The 18,633-nt window shown below is 63.8% G+C and carries 20 protein-coding genes; 8 read left to right on the top strand and 12 right to left on the bottom strand.

Annotated features, from left to right (window positions below; translation table 11 throughout):
- Positions 1-4: 4 nt before the first annotated feature.
- The 5 genes from fabZ to SynRS9907_RS10895 are packed head-to-tail and all read right to left on the bottom strand — an operon-like array spanning position 5 to position 5,183.
- On the bottom strand, positions 5-460 hold the full coding sequence (fabZ, locus tag SynRS9907_RS10875; RefSeq protein ID WP_188021014.1) for a 3-hydroxyacyl-ACP dehydratase FabZ: 456 nt from the start codon (positions 458-460) through the stop codon (positions 5-7).
- Positions 457-1,284 (bottom strand): UDP-3-O-acyl-N-acetylglucosamine deacetylase, encoded by an 828-nt coding sequence (gene lpxC, locus SynRS9907_RS10880; protein ID WP_188021015.1) that lies wholly within the window; start codon positions 1,282-1,284, stop codon positions 457-459. Before lpxC ends, fabZ begins: the two co-directional genes overlap by 4 nt.
- On the bottom strand, positions 1,284-3,482 hold the full coding sequence (locus SynRS9907_RS10885; RefSeq protein WP_188021016.1) for an outer membrane protein assembly factor: 2,199 nt from the start codon (positions 3,480-3,482) through the stop codon (positions 1,284-1,286). The genes lpxC and SynRS9907_RS10885 overlap by 1 nt, the downstream gene beginning before the upstream one ends.
- A gap of 43 nt (positions 3,483-3,525) precedes the next feature.
- The gene (gene purC, locus SynRS9907_RS10890) at positions 3,526-4,278 is read right to left on the bottom strand and encodes a phosphoribosylaminoimidazolesuccinocarboxamide synthase (RefSeq protein ID WP_188021017.1); all 753 of its coding nucleotides are present in this window, start codon (positions 4,276-4,278) and stop codon (positions 3,526-3,528) included.
- On the bottom strand, positions 4,275-5,183 hold the full coding sequence (locus SynRS9907_RS10895; protein ID WP_188021018.1) for a hypothetical protein: 909 nt from the start codon (positions 5,181-5,183) through the stop codon (positions 4,275-4,277). The genes purC and SynRS9907_RS10895 overlap by 4 nt, the downstream gene beginning before the upstream one ends.
- 58 nt (positions 5,184-5,241) lie before the next feature.
- On the opposite strand from SynRS9907_RS10895, the gene purD reads away from it, so the two are divergent.
- Complete coding sequence (purD, locus tag SynRS9907_RS10900) at positions 5,242-6,549, top strand: phosphoribosylamine--glycine ligase (protein WP_188021019.1); 1,308 nt, start codon at positions 5,242-5,244, stop codon at positions 6,547-6,549.
- Complete coding sequence (locus tag SynRS9907_RS10905) at positions 6,546-8,612, top strand: ATP-binding protein (RefSeq protein WP_188021020.1); 2,067 nt, start codon at positions 6,546-6,548, stop codon at positions 8,610-8,612. The genes purD and SynRS9907_RS10905 overlap by 4 nt, the downstream gene beginning before the upstream one ends.
- Position 8,613: 1 nt before the next feature.
- On the opposite strand, the gene kaiC is transcribed toward SynRS9907_RS10905, so the two are convergent.
- The 3 genes from kaiC to SynRS9907_RS10920 form a co-directional block, all read right to left on the bottom strand.
- On the bottom strand, positions 8,614-10,152 hold the full coding sequence (gene kaiC / locus SynRS9907_RS10910) for a circadian clock protein KaiC (RefSeq protein WP_186509994.1): 1,539 nt from the start codon (positions 10,150-10,152) through the stop codon (positions 8,614-8,616).
- 65 nt (positions 10,153-10,217) lie between these two features.
- Positions 10,218-10,583 (bottom strand): circadian clock protein KaiB, encoded by a 366-nt coding sequence (kaiB, locus tag SynRS9907_RS10915; RefSeq protein ID WP_186509993.1) that lies wholly within the window; start codon positions 10,581-10,583, stop codon positions 10,218-10,220.
- Positions 10,580-11,464, bottom strand: coding sequence for a circadian clock protein KaiA (locus SynRS9907_RS10920; protein WP_188021021.1), 885 nt, complete (start codon positions 11,462-11,464; stop codon positions 10,580-10,582). Before SynRS9907_RS10920 ends, kaiB begins: the two co-directional genes overlap by 4 nt.
- Positions 11,465-11,596: 132 nt before the next feature.
- Here SynRS9907_RS10920 and rplU point away from each other — a divergent pair, with 132 nt between their 5' ends.
- Both rplU and rpmA read left to right on the top strand, forming a co-directional pair.
- Positions 11,597-11,962, top strand: coding sequence for a 50S ribosomal protein L21 (rplU, locus tag SynRS9907_RS10925; RefSeq protein WP_011365073.1), 366 nt, complete (start codon positions 11,597-11,599; stop codon positions 11,960-11,962).
- Positions 11,963-12,007: 45 nt separating this feature from the next.
- The gene (rpmA, locus tag SynRS9907_RS10930) at positions 12,008-12,274 is read left to right on the top strand and encodes a 50S ribosomal protein L27 (RefSeq protein WP_114989469.1); all 267 of its coding nucleotides are present in this window, start codon (positions 12,008-12,010) and stop codon (positions 12,272-12,274) included.
- 82 nt (positions 12,275-12,356) lie between these two features.
- On the opposite strand, the gene SynRS9907_RS10935 is transcribed toward rpmA, so the two are convergent.
- The gene (locus SynRS9907_RS10935) at positions 12,357-13,109 is read right to left on the bottom strand and encodes a bifunctional 2-polyprenyl-6-hydroxyphenol methylase/3-demethylubiquinol 3-O-methyltransferase UbiG (protein WP_188021022.1); all 753 of its coding nucleotides are present in this window, start codon (positions 13,107-13,109) and stop codon (positions 12,357-12,359) included.
- A gap of 41 nt (positions 13,110-13,150) precedes the next feature.
- Between SynRS9907_RS10935 and truB the strand changes: the two genes are divergently transcribed.
- The 3 genes from truB (at position 13,151) to SynRS9907_RS10950 (ending at position 15,132) form a co-directional block, all read left to right on the top strand.
- Entirely contained in the window at positions 13,151-14,059 is a 909-nt protein-coding gene (gene truB, locus SynRS9907_RS10940; protein ID WP_188022451.1) for a tRNA pseudouridine(55) synthase TruB, read from the top strand.
- 53 nt (positions 14,060-14,112) lie between these two features.
- Positions 14,113-14,856 (top strand): YebC/PmpR family DNA-binding transcriptional regulator, encoded by a 744-nt coding sequence (locus SynRS9907_RS10945; protein ID WP_186495933.1) that lies wholly within the window; start codon positions 14,113-14,115, stop codon positions 14,854-14,856.
- A 105-nt stretch (positions 14,857-14,961) separates the two neighbouring features.
- Positions 14,962-15,132 carry a Nif11 family protein gene (locus SynRS9907_RS10950; protein ID WP_071823080.1) on the top strand — a complete coding sequence of 57 codons (171 nt, stop codon included), beginning with the start codon at positions 14,962-14,964 and terminating at the stop codon, positions 15,130-15,132.
- A gap of 30 nt (positions 15,133-15,162) precedes the next feature.
- On the opposite strand, the gene SynRS9907_RS10955 is transcribed toward SynRS9907_RS10950, so the two are convergent.
- Genes SynRS9907_RS10955 through SynRS9907_RS10965 form a run of 3 tightly spaced genes read right to left on the bottom strand, consistent with a single transcriptional unit; the run spans position 15,163 to position 17,660 of the window.
- Positions 15,163-15,426 carry a hypothetical protein gene (locus SynRS9907_RS10955; RefSeq protein ID WP_114989473.1) on the bottom strand — a complete coding sequence of 88 codons (264 nt, stop codon included), beginning with the start codon at positions 15,424-15,426 and terminating at the stop codon, positions 15,163-15,165.
- A 19-nt stretch (positions 15,427-15,445) separates the two neighbouring features.
- Positions 15,446-16,213, bottom strand: coding sequence for a glucosamine-6-phosphate deaminase (locus SynRS9907_RS10960; protein ID WP_223157658.1), 768 nt, complete (start codon positions 16,211-16,213; stop codon positions 15,446-15,448).
- The gene (locus tag SynRS9907_RS10965) at positions 16,173-17,660 is read right to left on the bottom strand and encodes a SpoIID/LytB domain-containing protein (RefSeq protein WP_188021023.1); all 1,488 of its coding nucleotides are present in this window, start codon (positions 17,658-17,660) and stop codon (positions 16,173-16,175) included. Before SynRS9907_RS10965 ends, SynRS9907_RS10960 begins: the two co-directional genes overlap by 41 nt.
- Positions 17,661-17,665: 5 nt before the next feature.
- Between SynRS9907_RS10965 and rnz the strand changes: the two genes are divergently transcribed.
- Positions 17,666-18,625 (top strand): ribonuclease Z, encoded by a 960-nt coding sequence (gene rnz / locus SynRS9907_RS10970; protein ID WP_188021024.1) that lies wholly within the window; start codon positions 17,666-17,668, stop codon positions 18,623-18,625.
- Positions 18,626-18,633 lie beyond the last annotated feature (8 nt).

An 18,633-nucleotide genomic window follows, 5' to 3' on the forward strand; every position in this document is an offset into this window, starting at 1 on the left:
TCGCTCAGTCCACCAGGGAGAACATCAATTCCCCGGAGCAGGCCAGATCGCCGTCCACCGTGGCCTCCGCCTTCACCTTGCCGAAACGTTTGCGCTTGAGGCTGAGCAGTTCACAGCGGATCACCAGCTGATCTCCAGGAACCACAGGACGCCGGAAGCGTACCCCGTCAATCCCGGCAAAAACGAACAGACCCTTGGGCAGATCGGGCATCTGGGTGACGATCAGTCCACCCACCTGCGCCATCGCCTCGACAATCAGCACCCCTGGCATCAGGGGACGCTCGGGGAAATGCCCCTGAAACTGGGGCTCGTTCATGGTCACATTCTTGATCGCCGTGGCCGAAACCCCGGTCTCATGGGCGATGACCCGATCCACCAGCGCAAAGGGGTAACGGTGCGGAAGCAGACCGGCGATCTGCTCGCTGGTGAGCACGACATTTGGGGTGGTGGATTCAGTCACAAAGCGGCTGCGAGATCGGTGTGAAGACCATGGGATCCCTTGTACACAAGAACCTGTGCCTGGGGAAAACCGACGAGGGCCAGGTCTCCGATGAGGTCCAAGAGCTTATGGCGCACCGGTTCATCCTCGAACCGCAGCGGTGGATTCATCCACTGATCACCGTCACAGACCAGGGCATTGTCCAGGGCTCCGCCCTGGATCAATCCCGCAGCGCGCAGCTGCTCCACCTGCTCCCGGAAGCCAAAGGTGCGTGCTGGAGCGATCTCATCGACGAAGCGTTGGGGCGTGAGCTCCAGGGCGAATTGCTGTCGCCCGATGGCCGCCTGCGGGAAATCGATGATGCCCACAACGCCAAAGCAATCGGCCGGAGTGGCGGTGATCACACTGTTGCCGCGGGTACGCAGCAGGGGTTGCTCCAGCCGCGGTGCAGCCGGCCGCGGGGTGGCCGCCGGCACCAACCCAGCGGTGGCAATGGCCTCGACCCAACCCAAGGCTGAGCCATCCAGCAGGGGCACTTCATGGCCGTTGAGGCCAATCTCCACATGGCTGAGCCCACAACCGGCCAAGGCGGCCAGCAGATGTTCAACGGTGGCCACTTTGCTGGAGCCCAGATCCAAGGTGGTGCATAACTGGCTGTCGCGCACCTGATCAGGCCGCAGCTGGATCGGCTGATCCATCCCCGGCAAACGAATATGAAACCCCGGCTGATCCGCGGGCCGAAGCTCCACCGTGGCCTCCGCTCCACTATGGAGGCCAACGCCGGAGCGTGATGTCTCCGCCGCCAGTGTCCAGGCAGCGGAGTAGTCCAAAGGCCAGCTGGTCACTAGAACTTCCAGCCCACGCCCAGGTTGAAGCGGTAATCGGAGGTGAAGTCCTTGGTGGCCACCTCAACGCGGATCGGGCCGACGGGCGTGGTCACGATCACACCGGTACCAAGGGAGACACCGGAGCCGTCCTTGCCCAGCAGCAAACCAGGCTTACCGGGCACATCTTTTTGGGTGCCGAAATCGGTGCCGGCATCCATGAACACCTCGCCGGAGAAAATGCTGATCAGCGGGAAGCGGTACTCGATCGTGAGTTCGCTGAAGGCCTTGGCCACCGCCATATCGCAGTCGTACCAACCGCGAATCGAGTTGGATCCACCCATGCAGAACGCCTCATACGGAGGCGCTTCGCCCATGATCGCGCCACCCTTGATCTGCACACCGATGGCCTGGGGGCAATCGGTCTGCTCACCGGCCTTGGGACGGCAACCCTTGTGGATCTTCAGCCAGTCCACAGGGAAGAACTGGGTGTAGCTCGCCCTCAGCCGGTTGAAGGTGGGAGAATCGTTGTTGATGCCGAGGAACTGCTCGGTGCCGGCGGTGAAGAAGTTGCCGCTGGTGGGGTTCCGAGGGTTGTTGAAATTGTTGTAGGTGGTGGCGAAACGCACCCCCACCAGGCTGTTGGTGTCGGCGCAGTTGTACGACACGCAAATGACGTCGTCGTTGTTGGCCTTGCCATTGCGCAAGTTCTTGTTGGACACGCCATAGGGCCTGGTATCACCGGCAAAGTTGATCGGCCGTACTTCAGCAAACGACATACCGGCCAGCACGTTCCACTTGCTGTCCTGGTAGGGATCACCACCGTTGAGGGGGCGGGAGAAAGAGAAGTTGCCGCCGATCTTGCGCAGCACAACCGTGTCGCCCTCGTAGTCGAACCAGCTGCGGTTGGGATACTCGCTGTCGGCCTTGTTGACCTCGCCCGGAACCTTGTCTCCGTCGGTGAATCCGTAGCTGCGGCCAGTGTCGTAGGCCTTGTTGGAGCCGTTGTCGGCGTAGTCCTTCGCGGTGCGGATGTTGCCGTTGTCTTCACTTTGGAAGACCTGGGGCACCTGCTGGCTCAGGAAAACCGACGTGCTGAAGCGCGTGCGGTGCTTGTCGCCGTAGATCCAGGGATCCGTGAAGTTAAGGTTGGCCAGTCCGCCGTACTGGCCATAGGTGATGTTGGTGCCCAGATTCCAGGCGCGGCCCAGGAGATTGGTTTCCTGCACCTGAACCTGGCCGAACACACCCTGGCTTTGGCTGTAACCGAGACCGCCGGAAAGCTGGCCGGTGGACTGCTCAACGATGCCCAGCACGATCACCACGTCGCCGGGTTCTTCGGGCACAGGCCGCAGGGTGACCTTCACATCGCTGAACAGCTGGGTGCCGTACAGGCGTTTGATGTCCCGCTCAAGCTGGTTGCGGTTGAACGGATCACCGGGCTGAATCGAAACCTCCCTGGTGATCACCCACTCCTTGGTCTTGCCGCGGATGGGATTGCCGTTCTCATCGGTGTCATCACCCTCTTTGGAAAGGAATTTCACCTCAACGCCAGACACACTGCCCTGCAGCAGTTTCAGCGTGACCACACCCTCAGGGCTGACCCGTTCCGGACCGGACACCCGCGCTAGGGAATAGCCCTGACCGGCCACGGAGGTCTGCAGGGCCTTCATCCGCTGCTGCAGATCGTTGAGGTTCAGCGTGCGGCCGTAATCGGAGGCAAACGTCTCCTCAATCAGCTCATCCGAGAGGAGATTCTCCTCGTCACCGTTGATCTCCACGGTACTCAGCGGAGGGAAGGGCTGCACCTGAACAACCACCTGAACCCCGAGCGGTCCGTTCTGAGGAACGATCCGCACATCCGAGAACCAGCCTGTGGCCTGAATGCCATTCAGATCGTTCTGCAGCTCCTCGCGGGTCACACGCATCCCTGGACGCACCTGCATGGCGTCGTAGATGGAAATCTGAAGACGTTCCTCTTCCGGATGGCCCTCGATGCCCTCAATCATCACCTCGGAGATCAGCACCCGGGGCTGTTCCACCAGGGTGTTTTCGATAGCGGTGTCTTCACCAACGCCCCCTTCAGCCTCAGCAGCTGGGTTCCCAGGCATGGCCTCCTGAGCCATCACAGGTGGAGCCACCAGAGGGATCCCCAGCATCAGACCCAGAACCGTGCCACGAACAGCAACCGAGGAGCGGCGGGACGAACGGCGGATCATCGAGACGCAGGCTGGGCCGAAGCCACAAATAGGTTCGCCGACCTTACAGGCAGTTGCGGGGGTTGGGGCAGCTGCCTTGGACCCGTTTAAGGACCTCCCCGTAGGCCTCCATCACCCCACCGAGATCCTTGCGGAAGCGGTCCTTGTCCAAAATCCGATCTTCGACATTGCTGCTGCGGCGATCCCAGAGCCTGCAGGTGTCAGGGCTGATCTCATCGGCGAGCAGGAGCGTTCCATCCGAGGCCAGCCCCAACTCCAGCTTGAAATCCACCAGTTGCAGATCAAGCCCCTCAAAGAACGGCAGGAGCACGGCATTAACCCGGCGGGCCAGTTGTTCAATCGCTGACAGTCGCGCTGGGTCAGCCACACCAAGCAGCTGCACGCGCGCCTCCGTCAGCAAGGGATCGCCCAGGGAATCATCCTTGTAATAGAGATCCAGCAGGGCGGGTTCGATGGCTGTGCCCTCCGCGATCGGCATCTGGCGACACAGCGATCCGGTGGCGGTGTTGCGCAGCACCACCTCGAGGGGAATGATCTCCACCCGACGCACCAGCATCCAGGTCTCCCCGGCCAGACCGCAGTAATGGGTCGGCACCCCCTCACGCTCCAGCAGCTCGAACAAGCGTGCTGAGATCTGGCAGTTCAGCCGACCTTTGTCGTCCAGCTGGGCTTTCTTCTGGGCATTGAAGGCGGTGGCGTCATTCTTGAACTCCACCAGCACCCGGTCGGGATCCGTGCTGGCGAACACCCGCTTGGCCTTGCCTTCGTAAAGCAGCTCTCCGTGATCGGGCGTCATGGCGGCGGTGCAACGGCTGACGGTCTTACATCAGCATGGCCTCCGGGATCCCGCGGTGAACGCAGCAGGGGATCGGGTTCAGCCTCCGGCTGCAGTTGCTGGAGCGCATAACGGTCATCAAGAACAGTGGCCAGCCGTTGGATCCGCTGCCGCGGCCGCGCGCCATCGCCCCCAGCGGCCAGCTGCAGGTGCAGCTGTTGGTGCAGCAGGTCCATGGCCAGTCCCCAGGCCTCCGCTGCCGCCGCTTGGTCCAAGGCGGTTTCCAGCAGCTGATCGGCCTGCTCGAACTGGTCGGCATCAAGCCATTGCACCGCCCGCGCCAGTCGTTTCGCCCCCTGAACGCCCGTCAGATCGCCCAACAGCTGCAGCTCCACAGCCACAGCGTTATGGCCCAGAGCCGCTTCATGCAAAGCCAACTGATCGAGCCCATTGCCCTGATCCGGCAACGGCTGATCAGGGAACAGAGGCGCATCCAGGGCTTTCAGATTGCCATCCACCAAACGGCGCAGTGCCAAAGCCGCCTGGCGGTGATCCAGGGCCGCTGCTGCTGCACGCCAGCGCAACAACAACCACTGACTCCGTTCATCGCCAACGCGGGGGATGTAGCGGTTGAGCACCACGGCTGCAGCTTCGGGGGCACCGCAGCTCATCAGGGCTTCGGCGTTCGCCAGCACCAGCTCCAAGGAATCGATCACCGGATGCAGCTCAAGCAGCCGATCACGCAAGGCCTGGCGACGGCCGTCGGAGTTGGCGATGCGGGGGTTGAGACAAGCCTGCTCCGCCGCGGCCAGATCCATCTCAGCGAGAACGCTCTGAAAGCGTTCCTCGCGCATCACCTGCGGATCCGGGGCTGCCGTGACAGCAGCCAGAAGGGTGAGGGCGAAGGGGAAAAGGGGAGTCCCCATGGCGGGCTGCGGTCTACAAAGGAAAACCTACGAGGCCCAAACCGTTCCTCCCGCAACCATGGCCATGTCGTCCACCCGTCCCACCACGCTGCCCGCCCTCCAACGTGCCCTCGTCGTCGGTGGCGGCGGCAGGGAACAGGCCCTGGCCTGGGCCCTGGGCCGTTGTCAGGGCCTGGACACGGTCTGGATCACCCCTGGCAACGGCGGCACGGAAGGCAGCGCCATGGCGGTGGGCGAAACCGACAGCGCTGGGTTGATCGCGCTATGCCAGCAGAACGGCGTCGACCTGGTGGTGGTGGGTCCGGAAGCGCCGCTGGCCGCTGGTGTTGCCGATGCCCTGCGCGATGCGGGCTTTGCCGTGTTCGGCCCGGGAGCGGAGGGGGCCCAACTGGAGGCGAGCAAAGCCTGGGCCAAGCAGCTGATGCAGGAGGCGGGGGTCCCCACCGCTGGCCACTGGGCGGTGACCAGTGAAGCCGAGGCCCTGGCGGTGTTGCAGGAGGTGCAACGGCCTCTGGTGGTCAAAGCCGATGGCTTGGCCGCCGGCAAGGGCGTCACGGTGGCGGACAGCGTGGAGGAATCGGAAACCGCCATCCGCGAAGCCTTTGAAGGGCGTTTCGGTGCCGCCGGCTCCCAGCTGGTGCTGGAGGAGCGGATGGAGGGCCCTGAAGTGTCGGTGTTCGCCCTCTGCGATGGGGAGCGGATGGTGCTGTTGCCCCCGGCGCAGGACCACAAACGGCTCAAGGACGGTGATCGCGGACCCAACACCGGCGGCATGGGCGCCTATGCCCCCGCCCCGCTTCTAAATACCGAGGGCCTCGAGGAGGTGCGCCGCATCGTGCTCGAGCCCACCTTGAAGGCCCTGCGCCAACGGGGCATCGATTACCGCGGTGTGATCTACGCCGGCCTGATGATCACGGCCGATGGGCCCCAGGTGATCGAGTTCAACTGTCGCTTCGGCGATCCCGAATGCCAGACCTTGATGCCCCTGCTCGGCCCTGAGCTCGGCGCCGTGCTGCAGGCCTGTGCCCTGGGACGCCTCGATCTGGCCCCGCAGCTGAGCATCGCCGAGCGCTGCAGTGCCTGCGTTGTGGCGGCCGCCGAGGGCTACCCGGAGGCTCCCCGCAAAGGCGATGCGATTCGCATCGACCTCGCCCCCAGCCCCAACCATCAGCTGTTCCATGCCGGCACCCGCCGCGACAGCTCAGGCGAACTGCTCACCGCAGGGGGCCGGGTGCTGGCCGTCGTCGCCCAGGGCGATGACTTCGATGCCGCCTTTGCCGGGGCCTACAACGGCCTCAATCAGCTGGATTACGCCGGAATCACCTACCGTCGAGACATCGGCCATCAGGTGCGCTCGGGCGGATGAGCAGCGGCAGCGGAGCAGCAATCGCTGATTGGGCGCTTCCCCCCAATGGCAAGCCGCCGGGGGACGACCAGAACCTCTGGGACCGCATCACCGCCTGGTGGGCGGAATTCACCCTCCAGACCAAGCTTCTGGCGATTGCCACCCTGGTGGTGAGCCTGATGATGACGGGCATCACCTTCTTCGCGCTGAACGGAATTCAGCGCGATGCCGTGATGAACGACACGCGCTACGCCCGGGATCTGGGCCTGCTGCTGGCCGGCAATGTCACTGAGATGGTGGCGCAGGGCCAGGACCGTGAGCTGGCCAACGTGGCCGAAAAGTTCTGGCGTTCCAGCCGCAGCGTCCGCTACATCTTCTTCGCCGACCCCGAAGGCGTCGTCTACCTGGGCATCCCGATCAGCGGAACCCCCAGCAGTGGCGATGGAGAGCTTCGTCTCAACCGACGACTGGAGCTGCCTGAGGAGCTGCGTCGACGCCCCCAGAACCCCCTGGTACGACAACACCTCACGCCCCAGGGTGCCGTCACCGATGTGTTCGTCCCCCTGATACGCGGGGGTCAGTACTACGGCGTTCTCGGCCTTGGAGTGAACCCGAATGAGACCGCCCTGGCCAGCGCAGCCCTCACCCGGGAGGTGACCGTGGCCGTGTTCATCTCAATCTGGGTGCTGGTGATCCTGGGCGCGGTGTTCAACGCCCTCACCATCACCCGCCCGGTGAAGGAGCTGCTACGCGGGGTGCGCTCCGTCGCCTCCGGCAACTTCGGTGCCCGGGTTGACCTGCCAGTTGGTGGAGAACTGGGGGAACTGCTCACCGGCTTCAACGCCATGGCCTCCCAGCTCGAGGCCTATGACGAGGCCAACATCGAGGAGCTCACCGCCGCCCAGGTGAAGCAGCAGTCGTTGATCGCCACCATGGCCGACGGCGCCATGCTGCTGGATGCCGACGGCCGCATCGTGCTGGCCAATCCCACGGCACGGCGTCTGTTCCGCTGGGAAGGGCGCAGCCTGGAAGGCCAGGAGCTGGTGGGAGAACTGCCGGAACTGCTGGCCATCGAACTGCACAGTCCCCTCGATTCCCTGCTCGGTGGCGCAGCAGACAGTGAAGACCTGCGCTGCAGCGTGGGGGAACCGGCCCGCACCCTGCGCATCGTTTTGCAAGCGGTGCGTGATGCCAGCGGTGAAACCCTCAAGGGCATCGCCGTCACCATCCAAGACCTCACCCGCGAGGTGGAACTGAATGCGGCCCAGAGCCGCTTCATCAGCAACGTCTCCCATGAACTGCGCACGCCGCTGTTCAACATCAAGAGCTACGTCGAAACCCTGCACGACCTCGGCGATCAGCTCAGCCCCGATGAACAGAAGGAGTTTCTCGGGGTCGCCAACGACGAAACCGATCGACTCACCCGGCTGGTGAACGATGTGCTGGACCTCTCCCGGCTGGAGTCGGGCCGGACGCTGCAGTTCGAACCGATCAGCATGCGCCCGGCCATGGAGCAGACCCTGCGCACCTACCGGCTGAATGCCGAGGATCGCCAGGTGGAACTGGTGCTGGATGTTCCCGAAGAACTGCCCGAGGTGCTGGGCAACTGGGACCTGCTGCTGCAGGTGCTCGACAACTTGGTGGGCAATGCTCTGAAGTTCAGCCGCCCCGGCGGCCCCCTGGCGCTGCGGGCCTATCCCTGGCCCGACACCTGTTCGGTGGAGGGAACGGCGATCACCAGCAGTGATGGACCCACCTGCGCCCTCACCTCACCGCTGCCCAAGCTGAGGGTGGAGATTGCCGACACGGGCTGTGGCATCAGCAGCGCCGATCAGGAGCGGATCTTTGATCGCTTCTTCCGGGTCGAGAACGCCGTTCACACGGAAGTGGGCACCGGACTGGGTCTTTCAATCGTGCGAGGCATCCTCGAAAAGCACGGTGCTCAAGTACAAATGGTGAGCGAGCCCGAAATCGGCACCACCTTCTGGTTCGAGCTGCCCCTGGCGGAAGCCGATAAGGATGAGCTGCAGCTGCAAGCGGAACGACGCAGCCGCAACGCCATCTCCGAGGCCGTGGAGCTTTAGGTCAGTCCTCGGTGGAGACGCCGCGGGCGATGCGCGACAACTCGCTGCGTTCATCGGTGGTCACCCGATGGGGCACACCGGAAATGATCCGCTCGAAGTTGGAGAAGGAATCCTTGATCTGAGGGCCATTGCCCGTGATCACAAATTCGCGGATGCCCTTGTCGTGCCATGAACCGCGCATCTTGAACACGTTCAGGGCGCGGGCCATCTCTCCGCGGATCTCCACGTACTGCAGCAACAGGATCGTGTCGGTGATCGTGGAGATGTGGGAGTCGGTGATCGAATGGCTGCCCATGAACTCCTCGGAGGTGTTCGTGAAGAAGCCGGCGATTTCCTCCTGCTTGGCGTAGCCGGTCACCCCGATCACGAACTGACGGAAGGCGTTGTGACTCACACCTCGCGCCAGGGCGGAGAGGGAATCGATCGCCATCCGCGACGGTTTGAACTGGCTGATCTCCGTCTTGATGATCTGCAGGTGATCCTCAAGGCCCGTTGATTCGGGATAGGCGCAAATGATCTTGAGCAGCCCGTCCTGCTCCATCTGCTCGAAGTCGATGCCCCAGCTGGTGCCATTGCGCAGCAGCTGAGCCCGCGATTCCTCATAGGCAAACAGAATCGCGCGTTCCTTGTTGCGGCAGGCGTCTTCGATGAATTTGGAGACGAGCATCGTCTTGCCCGTTCCGGTGGCGCCGGTGGCCAGGATGATCGAGTCCTTGAAGAAACCTCCGCCGCACATGTCGTCCAGGCGCGGCACACCGGAACTGACCCGGACGTTGGATGACCGCTGGGTGAGGCGCATGGCCCCGAGCGGGAAGATACTGATGCCGTGGGTTCCCATGGTGAAGGGGAACTCGCCCTTCATGTGAGTGGTGCCCCGCAGCTTGAGAATCTCAACGGTGCGCCGACGCCGCTCTCCCTCGAGCACGTTGCGCAGAATCACCACGTTGTCGGAGACGAATTCCTCAACGCCGTAGCGAGCGATCGGGCCGTACTCGTCAATCCGTTCGGTGGTCATCACCGTGGTGACACCGATTTCCTTGAGCCTTGCAATCAGCCGAAAGATCTCACGGCGCACCACGAACACAGCGTCGTACTGCTGGAACACCGCCGTGATCGAGTCGATGGCGACGCGCTTGGCCTTGTATTTGCGGATGGCGTAGTTGATCCGCTCGATCAAACCGGAGAGATCAAAACTGCCGGCCACGTCCTGGCCGTCAGGATCCGGTGAGGCGTCGAGGATGAAGAGCTTGTCCTGCTCAACCATCTCCTGCAGGTTCCAGCCGAAACTGGCGGCGTTGCGCAGGATGTCGAGGGGTGATTCCTCAAAGGTGACGAAGATGCCGGGTTCGTCGAACTGCTTGATGCCGTTGTGGAGGAAGTGCAGCGAAAACACCGTCTTGCCGGTGCCGGACGTGCCGCTGATCAGCGTGCTGCGGCCAATCGGCAGGCCGCCCTGGCACACATCATCAAAGCCCTCGATCCCTGTCGGGAGCTTTTGAACCTGCATCTGAGGCTGACCGCTGGTCGGGGGAAACTGCATGGCAACCACCTATGACTTGACCGTAGTGAGCAGGAGATGAACCGTGCTGGAGCGCACCATGTCGCTTAAGGATCTGAAGAAATCGTCGTGTCGGTCTCCTCATCGACCGCATCGATCAAGCTCGAACTGAGCGACGCATCAGACAGCTCGTCGTAAAGCAGATCCAGACCGATCAGCACCCGCTCGCGATCGGAGAGGTCACCGATGATGCGGCGCACCGGCGGGGGAAGAATCTTGGACAACGTCGGCGTGGCCAGGATCTTGTCTTCCTCGGCCAGTTGCGGATTTTTGAGCACATCAATCACCTTGAGGGCATACACCCCCCGGAATTCGGTCTCGAGGATGTTGCGCAGCGTTTTCAACGCCCGCATCGAATTGGGCGTGTTGCCCGCCACGTAGAGCTTGAGGATGTAGGTCTTGCGGGGACTCATGACGACTCCTCCGAGGCATCGAGCTGATCCGTCGGGCGACGTACACGGCTGGAAGCCGTGCCCGACAGAGGAAGGTCCGGCGGAATGGAGCGCCGGTACATCTCACACAGATGCGCCATCACATCAAGAAGCGCAAGGCGGTAATCCTGAAGAAAGTCATGTTTGTGGCCCTCCAAACTCAGTTGTTTCCAGAATTCATCGATGAGATCCACGTGGATCTCAACGGTGCGGGTGATCGGCAGATCACTGAAGAAAGCGGTGTTGACGAAGCTTTCCAAGGCCTGATTGGCCGCGGCCGGATCCCTGAAATAACTCGCCAGCAGGTCTCGATAGGTGCGTTGAAGCGACAGCAGCAGATCCCGGCGCTCCTCGGGGGGCAGGCTGCCCAGGAAGCGCGATGGATCTCGCTTGTAAAAGACCCCTAGGTAGCCGAGTCGCTCCTGCAGGCGATCGGAAAGGTTGCTGACGGCGCGGGAGGAGGAGCTGCTGTCGTCCGTGCGTCCGTCGGCACGACCCTGACGCAGAAAACGCGAAATGGCCGCATCCACGTTGTAACCCAGCTGGGCCAGCTGGTCGTCGGGCAGATGCAGCTCCTCGGGGTGGTAATCCACCTGCCCCTTCACCTCCCCAACGATCACGGCGGGAAAAAGCAGACCCGCCGCCAGCAGTTGCTCCTTGGCTGAAGCATCGAGCAGGCTCTGCTCGAGCACCACAGCGTCGAAGTCGTCCTGGCGGGGACCCAGAACATCCGCCAGAGCCTCGCCAGGCTCAAGGGTTAAAACAACCGATTCATAACGGTTGGACGGCAGCCACTGACGGCAGGACTCCACCAAAGCAGGGCTGCCCAGGACAAGAGCAACAGTTAGGGCCGGCCTGGCCATCCGAGCGTCCGGAAGATCGAAGTATCTGAATCTTGACGATGGGGCGCGTCAGAGACGAAGATCTTTGTTTGTCTTTCGATTGCGGCTCAGGCCTGAATCGGTTCGCCGAGCCTGAACGCGTCTTTTCACCTTATGGCCGACACCAAACCAGCCGCGGAACAGAGCGGTACCTACGCCATCGTTGAGGCGTCTGGCACCCAGATCTGGCTGCAGCCCAACCGCTACTACGACATCGATCGGCTCCAAGCTGAGGTGGATGACACCATCAAGCTTGAGAACGTTCTCCTGGTGAAGGACGGCAAGGGCACCACCCTCGGCCAGCCCTACGTCAAGGACGCGACCGTGTCCCTGAAGGTGATGGCCCATCGCCGTGGACCCAAGGTGATCGTCTACAAGATGCGCCCCAAAAAGAAAACCCGCCGCAAGAATGGTCACCGGCAGGAACTCACCCGGGTGATGGTTGAGTCCATCTCCGTGGGCGGCAAGGCCATCAGCTGACCTCTCCCCCTCGCTCCATCAACCGCCCCACCAGCATCTCTTCTCATGGCACATAAAAAAGGCACAGGCTCAACCCGTAACGGCCGCGACTCGAACGCCAAACGCCTTGGTGTGAAGGCCTACGGCGGCGAAACCGTCACCGCCGGTTCCATCCTGATCCGCCAGCGCGGCACCTCCGTTCTGCCCGGCGTCAATGTCGGCAAAGGCAAGGACGACACCCTGTTTGCCCTCACCGACGGCATCGTGAAGTTCGAATCGATCCGCCGTGGCCTGCGCAACCGCAAGCGCATCAACATCACTGCAGCGGTCTGAGTTTCAAGGCCAACATCAATCCAAAGCCCCGGTGCCAGCTGGCACCGGGGCTTTTTTGTTGGCAGCTTGTGTTGCCGCAGCCTCAGGAACGCCGGTAGAGCCGGGCCGTGATCAACAGGGGGTGAAACAACTCCAGGAACTGAGCCTGCAGGGTGCGGAAAAACCCATCCACCAGGGCCGGATCATCGAAATGGAAGGGGTACTCCCCCTGATGCCCTTTGAAGAAGTACCAGTTCAGAAGCGCGATGGCCCCGGGGGACATCCGCTGGTAAAACTCCAGCAACTGCGCCGAGGGATCCGGCAGGTGTTCCAGCACATCGAGGCAGACCACCGCATCGAAACGAACATCGCCCGTGCTGCTGAGGTCGCGATGCACCGAAAGCTTGTCCGCCAGCCCCAGGCTTTGCGCCCGTTGCTGAACAAAAGCCTGGTTGTGGGGATTGAGGTCGACAAACCAGACGTGATCGACCTCCGGCAGCGCCGCCGCTGATAGGGCGTGGGTGCCGATGCCACCGCCGAAATCCAGCACCTGGCCCTGCACCGCCATGCCCTGCAGCCGCAGCGTGTCGGCGATGTAGTCCGCACTGGAGAGGTGCCAGGCCGCCAGCTCCAGCAGGTGTCCCGTCCCCACCGTGTCCTCATAGAAGGCGGTGGCGTCCTCCGGCCGGAACGCACCGGGATGCAGATCCGCCAGGTCGTCGGTGCTGCTGGGCAGACGCTGCTCAAGCTGATCCAGCGTCAGGTCGAGGTAGCGACTGAGGTGTTGCTTGATGCCCAAACCGTCCGCCAGAAAAGCGGAGACGTCCACGTCCGTGCTGCTGCGGAGCTGGGGCATGGATGGGCATCAAAGAGCGGCCAACCTACGCAGCCGGCGGAATGCAACAGTCAGGGCACCCCGCTCCAGCCCCGGTGAACGGCCCCTTCGGCTTTGTGGTGATCGACAAGCCCGCAGGCCTCACCTCCCATGCCTGCGTCAGCCGCCTGCGCCGCAGCTACGGCCTCAAGCGCGTGGGCCATGGGGGCACCCTTGATCCTGCCGTCACCGGGGTTCTCCCCATTGCCCTAGGGCCGGCGACCCGATTGCTGCCCTACCTCCCCGGGGAGAAGACCTACACCGGGGTGATTCAGCTGGGCCGGCGCACCAGCAGCGACGATCTGGACGGAGAGCTGCTGGAGCAGCAGGCCTGGCCATCCTTAAGCGAAGCCGAGCTCAACAGCAACCTGGAGGCGTTCCGGGGCGCGATTGAACAGCGTCCTCCGCAAGTCTCCGCCGTGCATGTGGATGGCGAACGGGCCCACGCCAGGGCACGGCGCGGTGAAGCCATGGATCTGCCGCCACGGGCCGTCACCGTGCACCGGCTGGAGCTGTTGGATTGGAATGCGGCCCTGGGGCAGCTCAGCATCGAGGTGCACTGTTCCGCCGGCACCTACATCCGCTCGATCGCCAGGGATCTGGGGGACCGCATCGGCTGCGGAGGTTGTCTGGCCTCCCTGCGCCGCACCCAAGCCCTGGGGTTCCATGCGCATCAGGCCCATCCCCTGCCGGAGCGAGACGCTGTGCCGCCCGATCCCCTCTCGCCGCTGCTGGCCCTGGGGGCCCTGCCCCGGCGTGATCTCAGCGAAGCCGAGCAGATCGACTGGCGCTGCGGCCGACGCATCGCGATGGATCCAGGGCCTGGAGAGGCGGTGGTGGTGTGCAATGCGGATGGAAGCATGGCCGGCATCGGCCACCGCGAGAGCGAAGGTCTGCTGCGACCCAAGGTGGTCTTCGATGCAGCAGGCTGAAACCAACCGGTCGCTCAGTACTCTCCGAGCGCATCCCGCCCTGCCCTGACGCGATGGCTGGCCACAGCAAATGGTCCCAGATCAAACGCACCAAGGCCGTCGTCGACGCCAAACGTGGTGCGGTGTTCACCCGGCTGGGACGGGAAATCATGGTGGCGGCCCGTGCCGGAGCCGATCCCGCCGGGAATTTTCAGTTGCGAACGGCCATCAGCAAAGCCCGGGCCGCTGGGGTGCCCGCCTCCAACATCGAGCGGGCCATCGCCAAGGGGTCAGGTCAGGCCGGTGATGGAGCCCAACTCGAGGAGGTGCGCTACGAGGGCTACGGCCCCGGCGGCATGGCGGTGCTGGTGGAAGCGCTCACGGACAACCGCAACCGCACCGCGGCGGATCTGCGGCTGGCCTTCAGCAAGAACGGCGGAAATCTGGGGGAAAACGGCTGCGTGGCCTACCTGTTTGAACACCGCAGCGAAGTGATCCTCAACGCCGGCCCCGACGACGAGGAACGGTTACTGGAAAGCCTCCTGGAGCTGGAGGCCGATGGCTATGAGCTGTTGGACGAATCAGTGATGGTGCACGGCCCCTTTGAGGCCTTGGAGAGCCTTCAGGACGGCTTGCGACGGGCGGACTGGAATGTGCGGGAATGGGGCCATCACTGGTCTGCTCAGACCAGCGTCTCTGTGAACGATCCCGACACCGCCCGCAGCTGCCTCAAGCTGCTGGATGCCCTCGACGGGCTCGACGATGTGCGCAGCGTCAGCGCCAACCTTGATCTCGCCGACGGCCTGGAACTCGACTGACGCCTCCTTGAAGTTTGTCGTCAGCAAATCCGCACCAAAGCTTGAGGCCCTGAGCCCCGATCAACCCCAGCGCTAGGCCGAAGACATCCCTTCTGGAGGATCGCCATGTCCATGAAACAGCTGGAGACGTTCATGTCGCGGGTGCAGAGCAACGACTCGATCCGCGATGAGGTGCAGCGCTGCGGCAAGGACAACTCCTGCGTGGTCAAGGTCGGGGCCAAACACGGCCACAAGTTCTCGCCAGCACACCTGAGCCGCTGGCAAAAGGAACACTGACACCCGACCAGGCCGGCGGCTGGGGCTCCCTCAGGGGGACTCAGTCGCCTTCTCCTCCTCGCCATCGGGTTGCTGACGGATCATCCGCGCCAGCATCTCCAACTTGGCGTTTTCCGATTCCGAGGCCCGGGTGGCCATCCAGGCACTGGCCGCCTTCTGCTGGGCCAGCTGCTGCACCAACGCCAGGGCCGTCTCGCGCAACTGCTCAAGGTCCTGACAGTCCTGAATGAAGCGCGTCCAGCGTTCCGCCTCAAAGCTCTGCTCAAGGCGCCGTTCCACGGGGTCGATGCTCATCGCCGCTGCTCTCGGCTGTTCAAGCTAAAGCCGCTGCATCGCACCAGAGCCAGACATTGGGATGGGTCAGCAGCCAGCTGGCGGGCAGCGCAGGATCCGGCTCCGTTAAGTCCAACAACCGCTTGAGGATGCCGGCCTTGGCGGCGCCGGTCACCACCAGATGAATCTCAGCAGCCTCGAGGATCTCCCACAGGCCCAGGGTGATGGCCCGCTGCGGCACAGCCTCAACGCAACCATCGAAGAGCACCGCGTTCTGCTGCCGGGTTGCAGGGGTCAGCTCCACCTCATGGCAGTGCTGATCAGGGGGACAAGGCGGCTCGTTGAAACCCACATGACCATTGCTGCCGAGCCCCAGAAGCTGCAGGCCGATGCCCCCGCAGCCGCTGAGCTGCTCGCCGTAGCGCCGCGCGGCAACCGCTCCGTCAGCGGCAGTGCTGTCGGGCAGATGCACCGCTGAGGCGGGCAAGCCCAGGGGTGCAGCGAGGTGGTGGGTCATGTAGGCCCTGTAGCCCCGAGGATCGTCCGCCGAAAGTCCGAGGTATTCGTCCAGATTGAAGCTGCACCATCGGGCCCGCAGGGCCTCCAGCTCATCGGCAGACCACGACAGCAGCCGTTCCACCAGGGTGCGATAAAGCGGCTCCATCGTGCGTCCCGTAGCGAGGCCCAAGGGCTTCAGGGGATCAGGCCCCTGCCAACTGCGCAGATGACGCTCCAGATGGGCCGCCAACACAGCGCAGAGATCCGTGTCACTGGAATGGCGTTGCAGACGACAGGGAAACCGTGCCAAAGGGCGAAACCGGCATGTCTCTCCAGAGTGGCTTCGTTGGGGGCTTCAGCGCCAGCGATGGGTCGTGGTGCGGCTGGTAGGGAACAACCTCAGCCCCGCGGTAGTAGTGCCGAAGAATCGAGCGGAAGTGAGCCCCCTGCTCCGCCAGACCATGGGCTCCCCACTGACTCATGCCAACGCCATGGCCATAGCCCTGGCCCTTCACCAGCAGCTGGAGTCCGCCAGCGGACCAACGACGCACCGACGTCTTGCTGACCAGCACCGGCGGAGGGGCCACCAACAGGGGCGGCCGTGCTCCCCGCTGGCGAGCCGCCGATGCGGTGATCCGCTCAATGCGGGAGCCCGGGCGAGCGGTTGCAGTCACCCGCCGCACCGGAGGCTCCACGGGAGAACGCTGCCCCCCCGCCACCATCTCAAAGTTCACCAGCGTGCTTTTGAGTCCCAACCGCTTGCGCAGCTCGCCGCCGCTGAGCACCAGCGATCCGCGGGGCCCGCGCACGCGGGCCTCACGCACCCGTCCGCTGGCGGAACGACTCAGCACCTCAACGTCCTGGAGCCCACCGGTTTCGGGCAGCCGCTGACGCAGCCCAGCCGAATCGAACCATTGTTCCCAGCGGTGCACCGGGCTGTGCTGATCGTGATCGGGGACGCTGACCAAATAGGGATGCTGGCGGCGCCAGACCATCCCACTCGCCTCGGTCACCCCGCCAGAACTGCTGTGGAAGACGGCATCGATCAGGCGACCCCCGTGCACGAGCACCAGCGAACGGGTGCTCGCCACCGCCTTGCGTGTGCTCGGCGTTTCCGACTCCACTCCGCGGTACACCTGACTCGCCACCGAGGCCTTCACATCCCAGGCACCACCGCGGCTGCGTTGTTTCAACGCATAGGTGCGCGCGGCCACGGCCTGGGCCTGCAGGGCAGCCAGGGGCCAGCGGTGGGGCATTTCGCTGCCGACAACACTGGCGAGATAGGTCTCAACGCCCAGGCTGTTGACCACCCGCAAGGTGCCGTCGCGGCCGCTGACGCGGAGCACACCCCGGTAGCGACGCCCTCCCAACCAGATGCCCCGTGGATCGTCGTTCTGCACCGTCACCAGGGTGCTGGGGGCCAGCCGCATCGATCGGCCATCCACAGTGGCGCTCAGGCGGGCCCCTTGAAGGCTGAGCTGCAGCCGCTTTGGCCGTCGCTCGCCGCCGGGGAGTCCCTGCACCCGCAGCGGCAGTGCGCCATCGGAGCGCAGGCTGACCCGGTTGCTCTCCTGCAGCAGCACGCGCATCTGCGGCTCGCGGCCGCGGGCCAGCGCCACCGGTGATGGAGCGATCACAGCGACGAGCACCAGACCGACGGCAACGGAGGCGGGGCGCACGCTGGAGATCAACAGGCGCCCCAGTGTGCCGCCTGTTCCTGGGTTCAGCCAGATGGCAGCATGAGCCCTGAGGAGCACCGGCCTTGCAGGTCACATTTCTCGGTACGAGTTCTGGGGTACCCACCCGGGCCCGCAACGTTTCAGCCGTGGCTCTGCGCTTGCCGCAGCGCTCGGAGATATGGCTGTTCGACTGCGGCGAGGGAACCCAACATCAGTTTTTACGCAGTGATCTGCGGCTGTCGCAGTTGCGCCGGGTGTTCATCACCCACATGCATGGCGACCACGTGTTCGGCCTGCCTGGTCTGCTCGCCAGCCTCGGGCTCGCCGGCAGCAGCGCCGCAGGGGTGGATCTCTACGGGCCGGACCCGCTGGAGAGTTACCTCAATGGTGTGTTGCGCACCAGCTCCACCCGGATCGGCTACCCCCTCGCTATCCACAGGGTCCGGGATGCAGCCGAGAAGGGCACGCTGCTGTTCGAGGACGACGACTTCACGGTGCGCTGCACCCCGCTCACCCACCGAGTGCCGGCCTACGCCTACCGGATCGAACAGAAGCCCTTGGCCGGTCGCTTCGACATTGAGAAAGCACGGGAACTGAACATCCCACCCGGCCCCGTGTACGCCCAGTTGAAGCGGGGTGAAATGGTGACCCTGGAGGACGGTCGCAGCATCGACGGCACCAGCCTCTGCGGTGAGGAGCGGCCCGGTGTGAGCGTCGTCTATTGCACCGACACCGTGTTCTGCGAAGCGGCCGTCGAGCTTGCGCGCGGCGCGGATCTGCTGATCCATGAATCCACCTTTGCCCATGGCGAGGCGGAGATGGCGTTCCAGAAACAGCACTCCACCAGCACCATGGCTGCCCAGACGGCCGCCGAAGCGGGTGTGGGGCAGCTGGTGCTCACCCACCTCAGCCCGCGCTACGTGCCGGGCAACCCGGTCACGCCCCAAGACCTGTTGAACGAGGCCAAGGCGATCTTCCCCAACACGCTGCTGGCCAAGGACTTCCTCAGCATTGACGTCAAACCACGCTGCAACAGTTCGTGATCCGGCCA

Source organism: Synechococcus sp. RS9907 (assembly GCF_014279615.1).
Lineage (GTDB): Bacteria > Cyanobacteriota > Cyanobacteriia > PCC-6307 > Cyanobiaceae > Parasynechococcus.

Excerpts from the sequence above, each read along its gene's own strand:
- SynRS9907_RS10885 (WP_188021016.1), bottom strand. The coding sequence starts at position 3,482 with ATGATCCGCCGTTCGTCCCGCCGCTCCTCGGTTGCTGTTCGTGGCACG.
- purC (WP_188021017.1), bottom strand. The coding sequence starts at position 4,278 with ATGACGCCCGATCACGGAGAGCTGCTTTACGAAGGCAAGGCCAAGCGG.
- SynRS9907_RS10895 (WP_188021018.1), bottom strand. The coding sequence starts at position 5,183 with ATGGGGACTCCCCTTTTCCCCTTCGCCCTCACCCTTCTGGCTGCTGTC.
- purD (WP_188021019.1), top strand. The coding sequence starts at position 5,242 with ATGGCCATGTCGTCCACCCGTCCCACCACGCTGCCCGCCCTCCAACGT.
- SynRS9907_RS10905 (WP_188021020.1), top strand. The coding sequence starts at position 6,546 with ATGAGCAGCGGCAGCGGAGCAGCAATCGCTGATTGGGCGCTTCCCCCC.
- kaiC (WP_186509994.1), bottom strand. The coding sequence starts at position 10,152 with ATGCAGTTTCCCCCGACCAGCGGTCAGCCTCAGATGCAGGTTCAAAAG.
- kaiB (WP_186509993.1), bottom strand. The coding sequence starts at position 10,583 with ATGAGTCCCCGCAAGACCTACATCCTCAAGCTCTACGTGGCGGGCAAC.
- SynRS9907_RS10920 (WP_188021021.1), bottom strand. The coding sequence starts at position 11,464 with ATGGCCAGGCCGGCCCTAACTGTTGCTCTTGTCCTGGGCAGCCCTGCT.
- rplU (WP_011365073.1), top strand. The coding sequence starts at position 11,597 with ATGGCCGACACCAAACCAGCCGCGGAACAGAGCGGTACCTACGCCATC.
- rpmA (WP_114989469.1), top strand. The coding sequence starts at position 12,008 with ATGGCACATAAAAAAGGCACAGGCTCAACCCGTAACGGCCGCGACTCG.
- SynRS9907_RS10935 (WP_188021022.1), bottom strand. The coding sequence starts at position 13,109 with ATGCCCCAGCTCCGCAGCAGCACGGACGTGGACGTCTCCGCTTTTCTG.
- truB (WP_188022451.1), top strand. The coding sequence starts at position 13,151 with ATGCAACAGTCAGGGCACCCCGCTCCAGCCCCGGTGAACGGCCCCTTC.
- SynRS9907_RS10945 (WP_186495933.1), top strand. The coding sequence starts at position 14,113 with ATGGCTGGCCACAGCAAATGGTCCCAGATCAAACGCACCAAGGCCGTC.
- SynRS9907_RS10950 (WP_071823080.1), top strand. The coding sequence starts at position 14,962 with ATGTCCATGAAACAGCTGGAGACGTTCATGTCGCGGGTGCAGAGCAAC.
- SynRS9907_RS10955 (WP_114989473.1), bottom strand. The coding sequence starts at position 15,426 with ATGAGCATCGACCCCGTGGAACGGCGCCTTGAGCAGAGCTTTGAGGCG.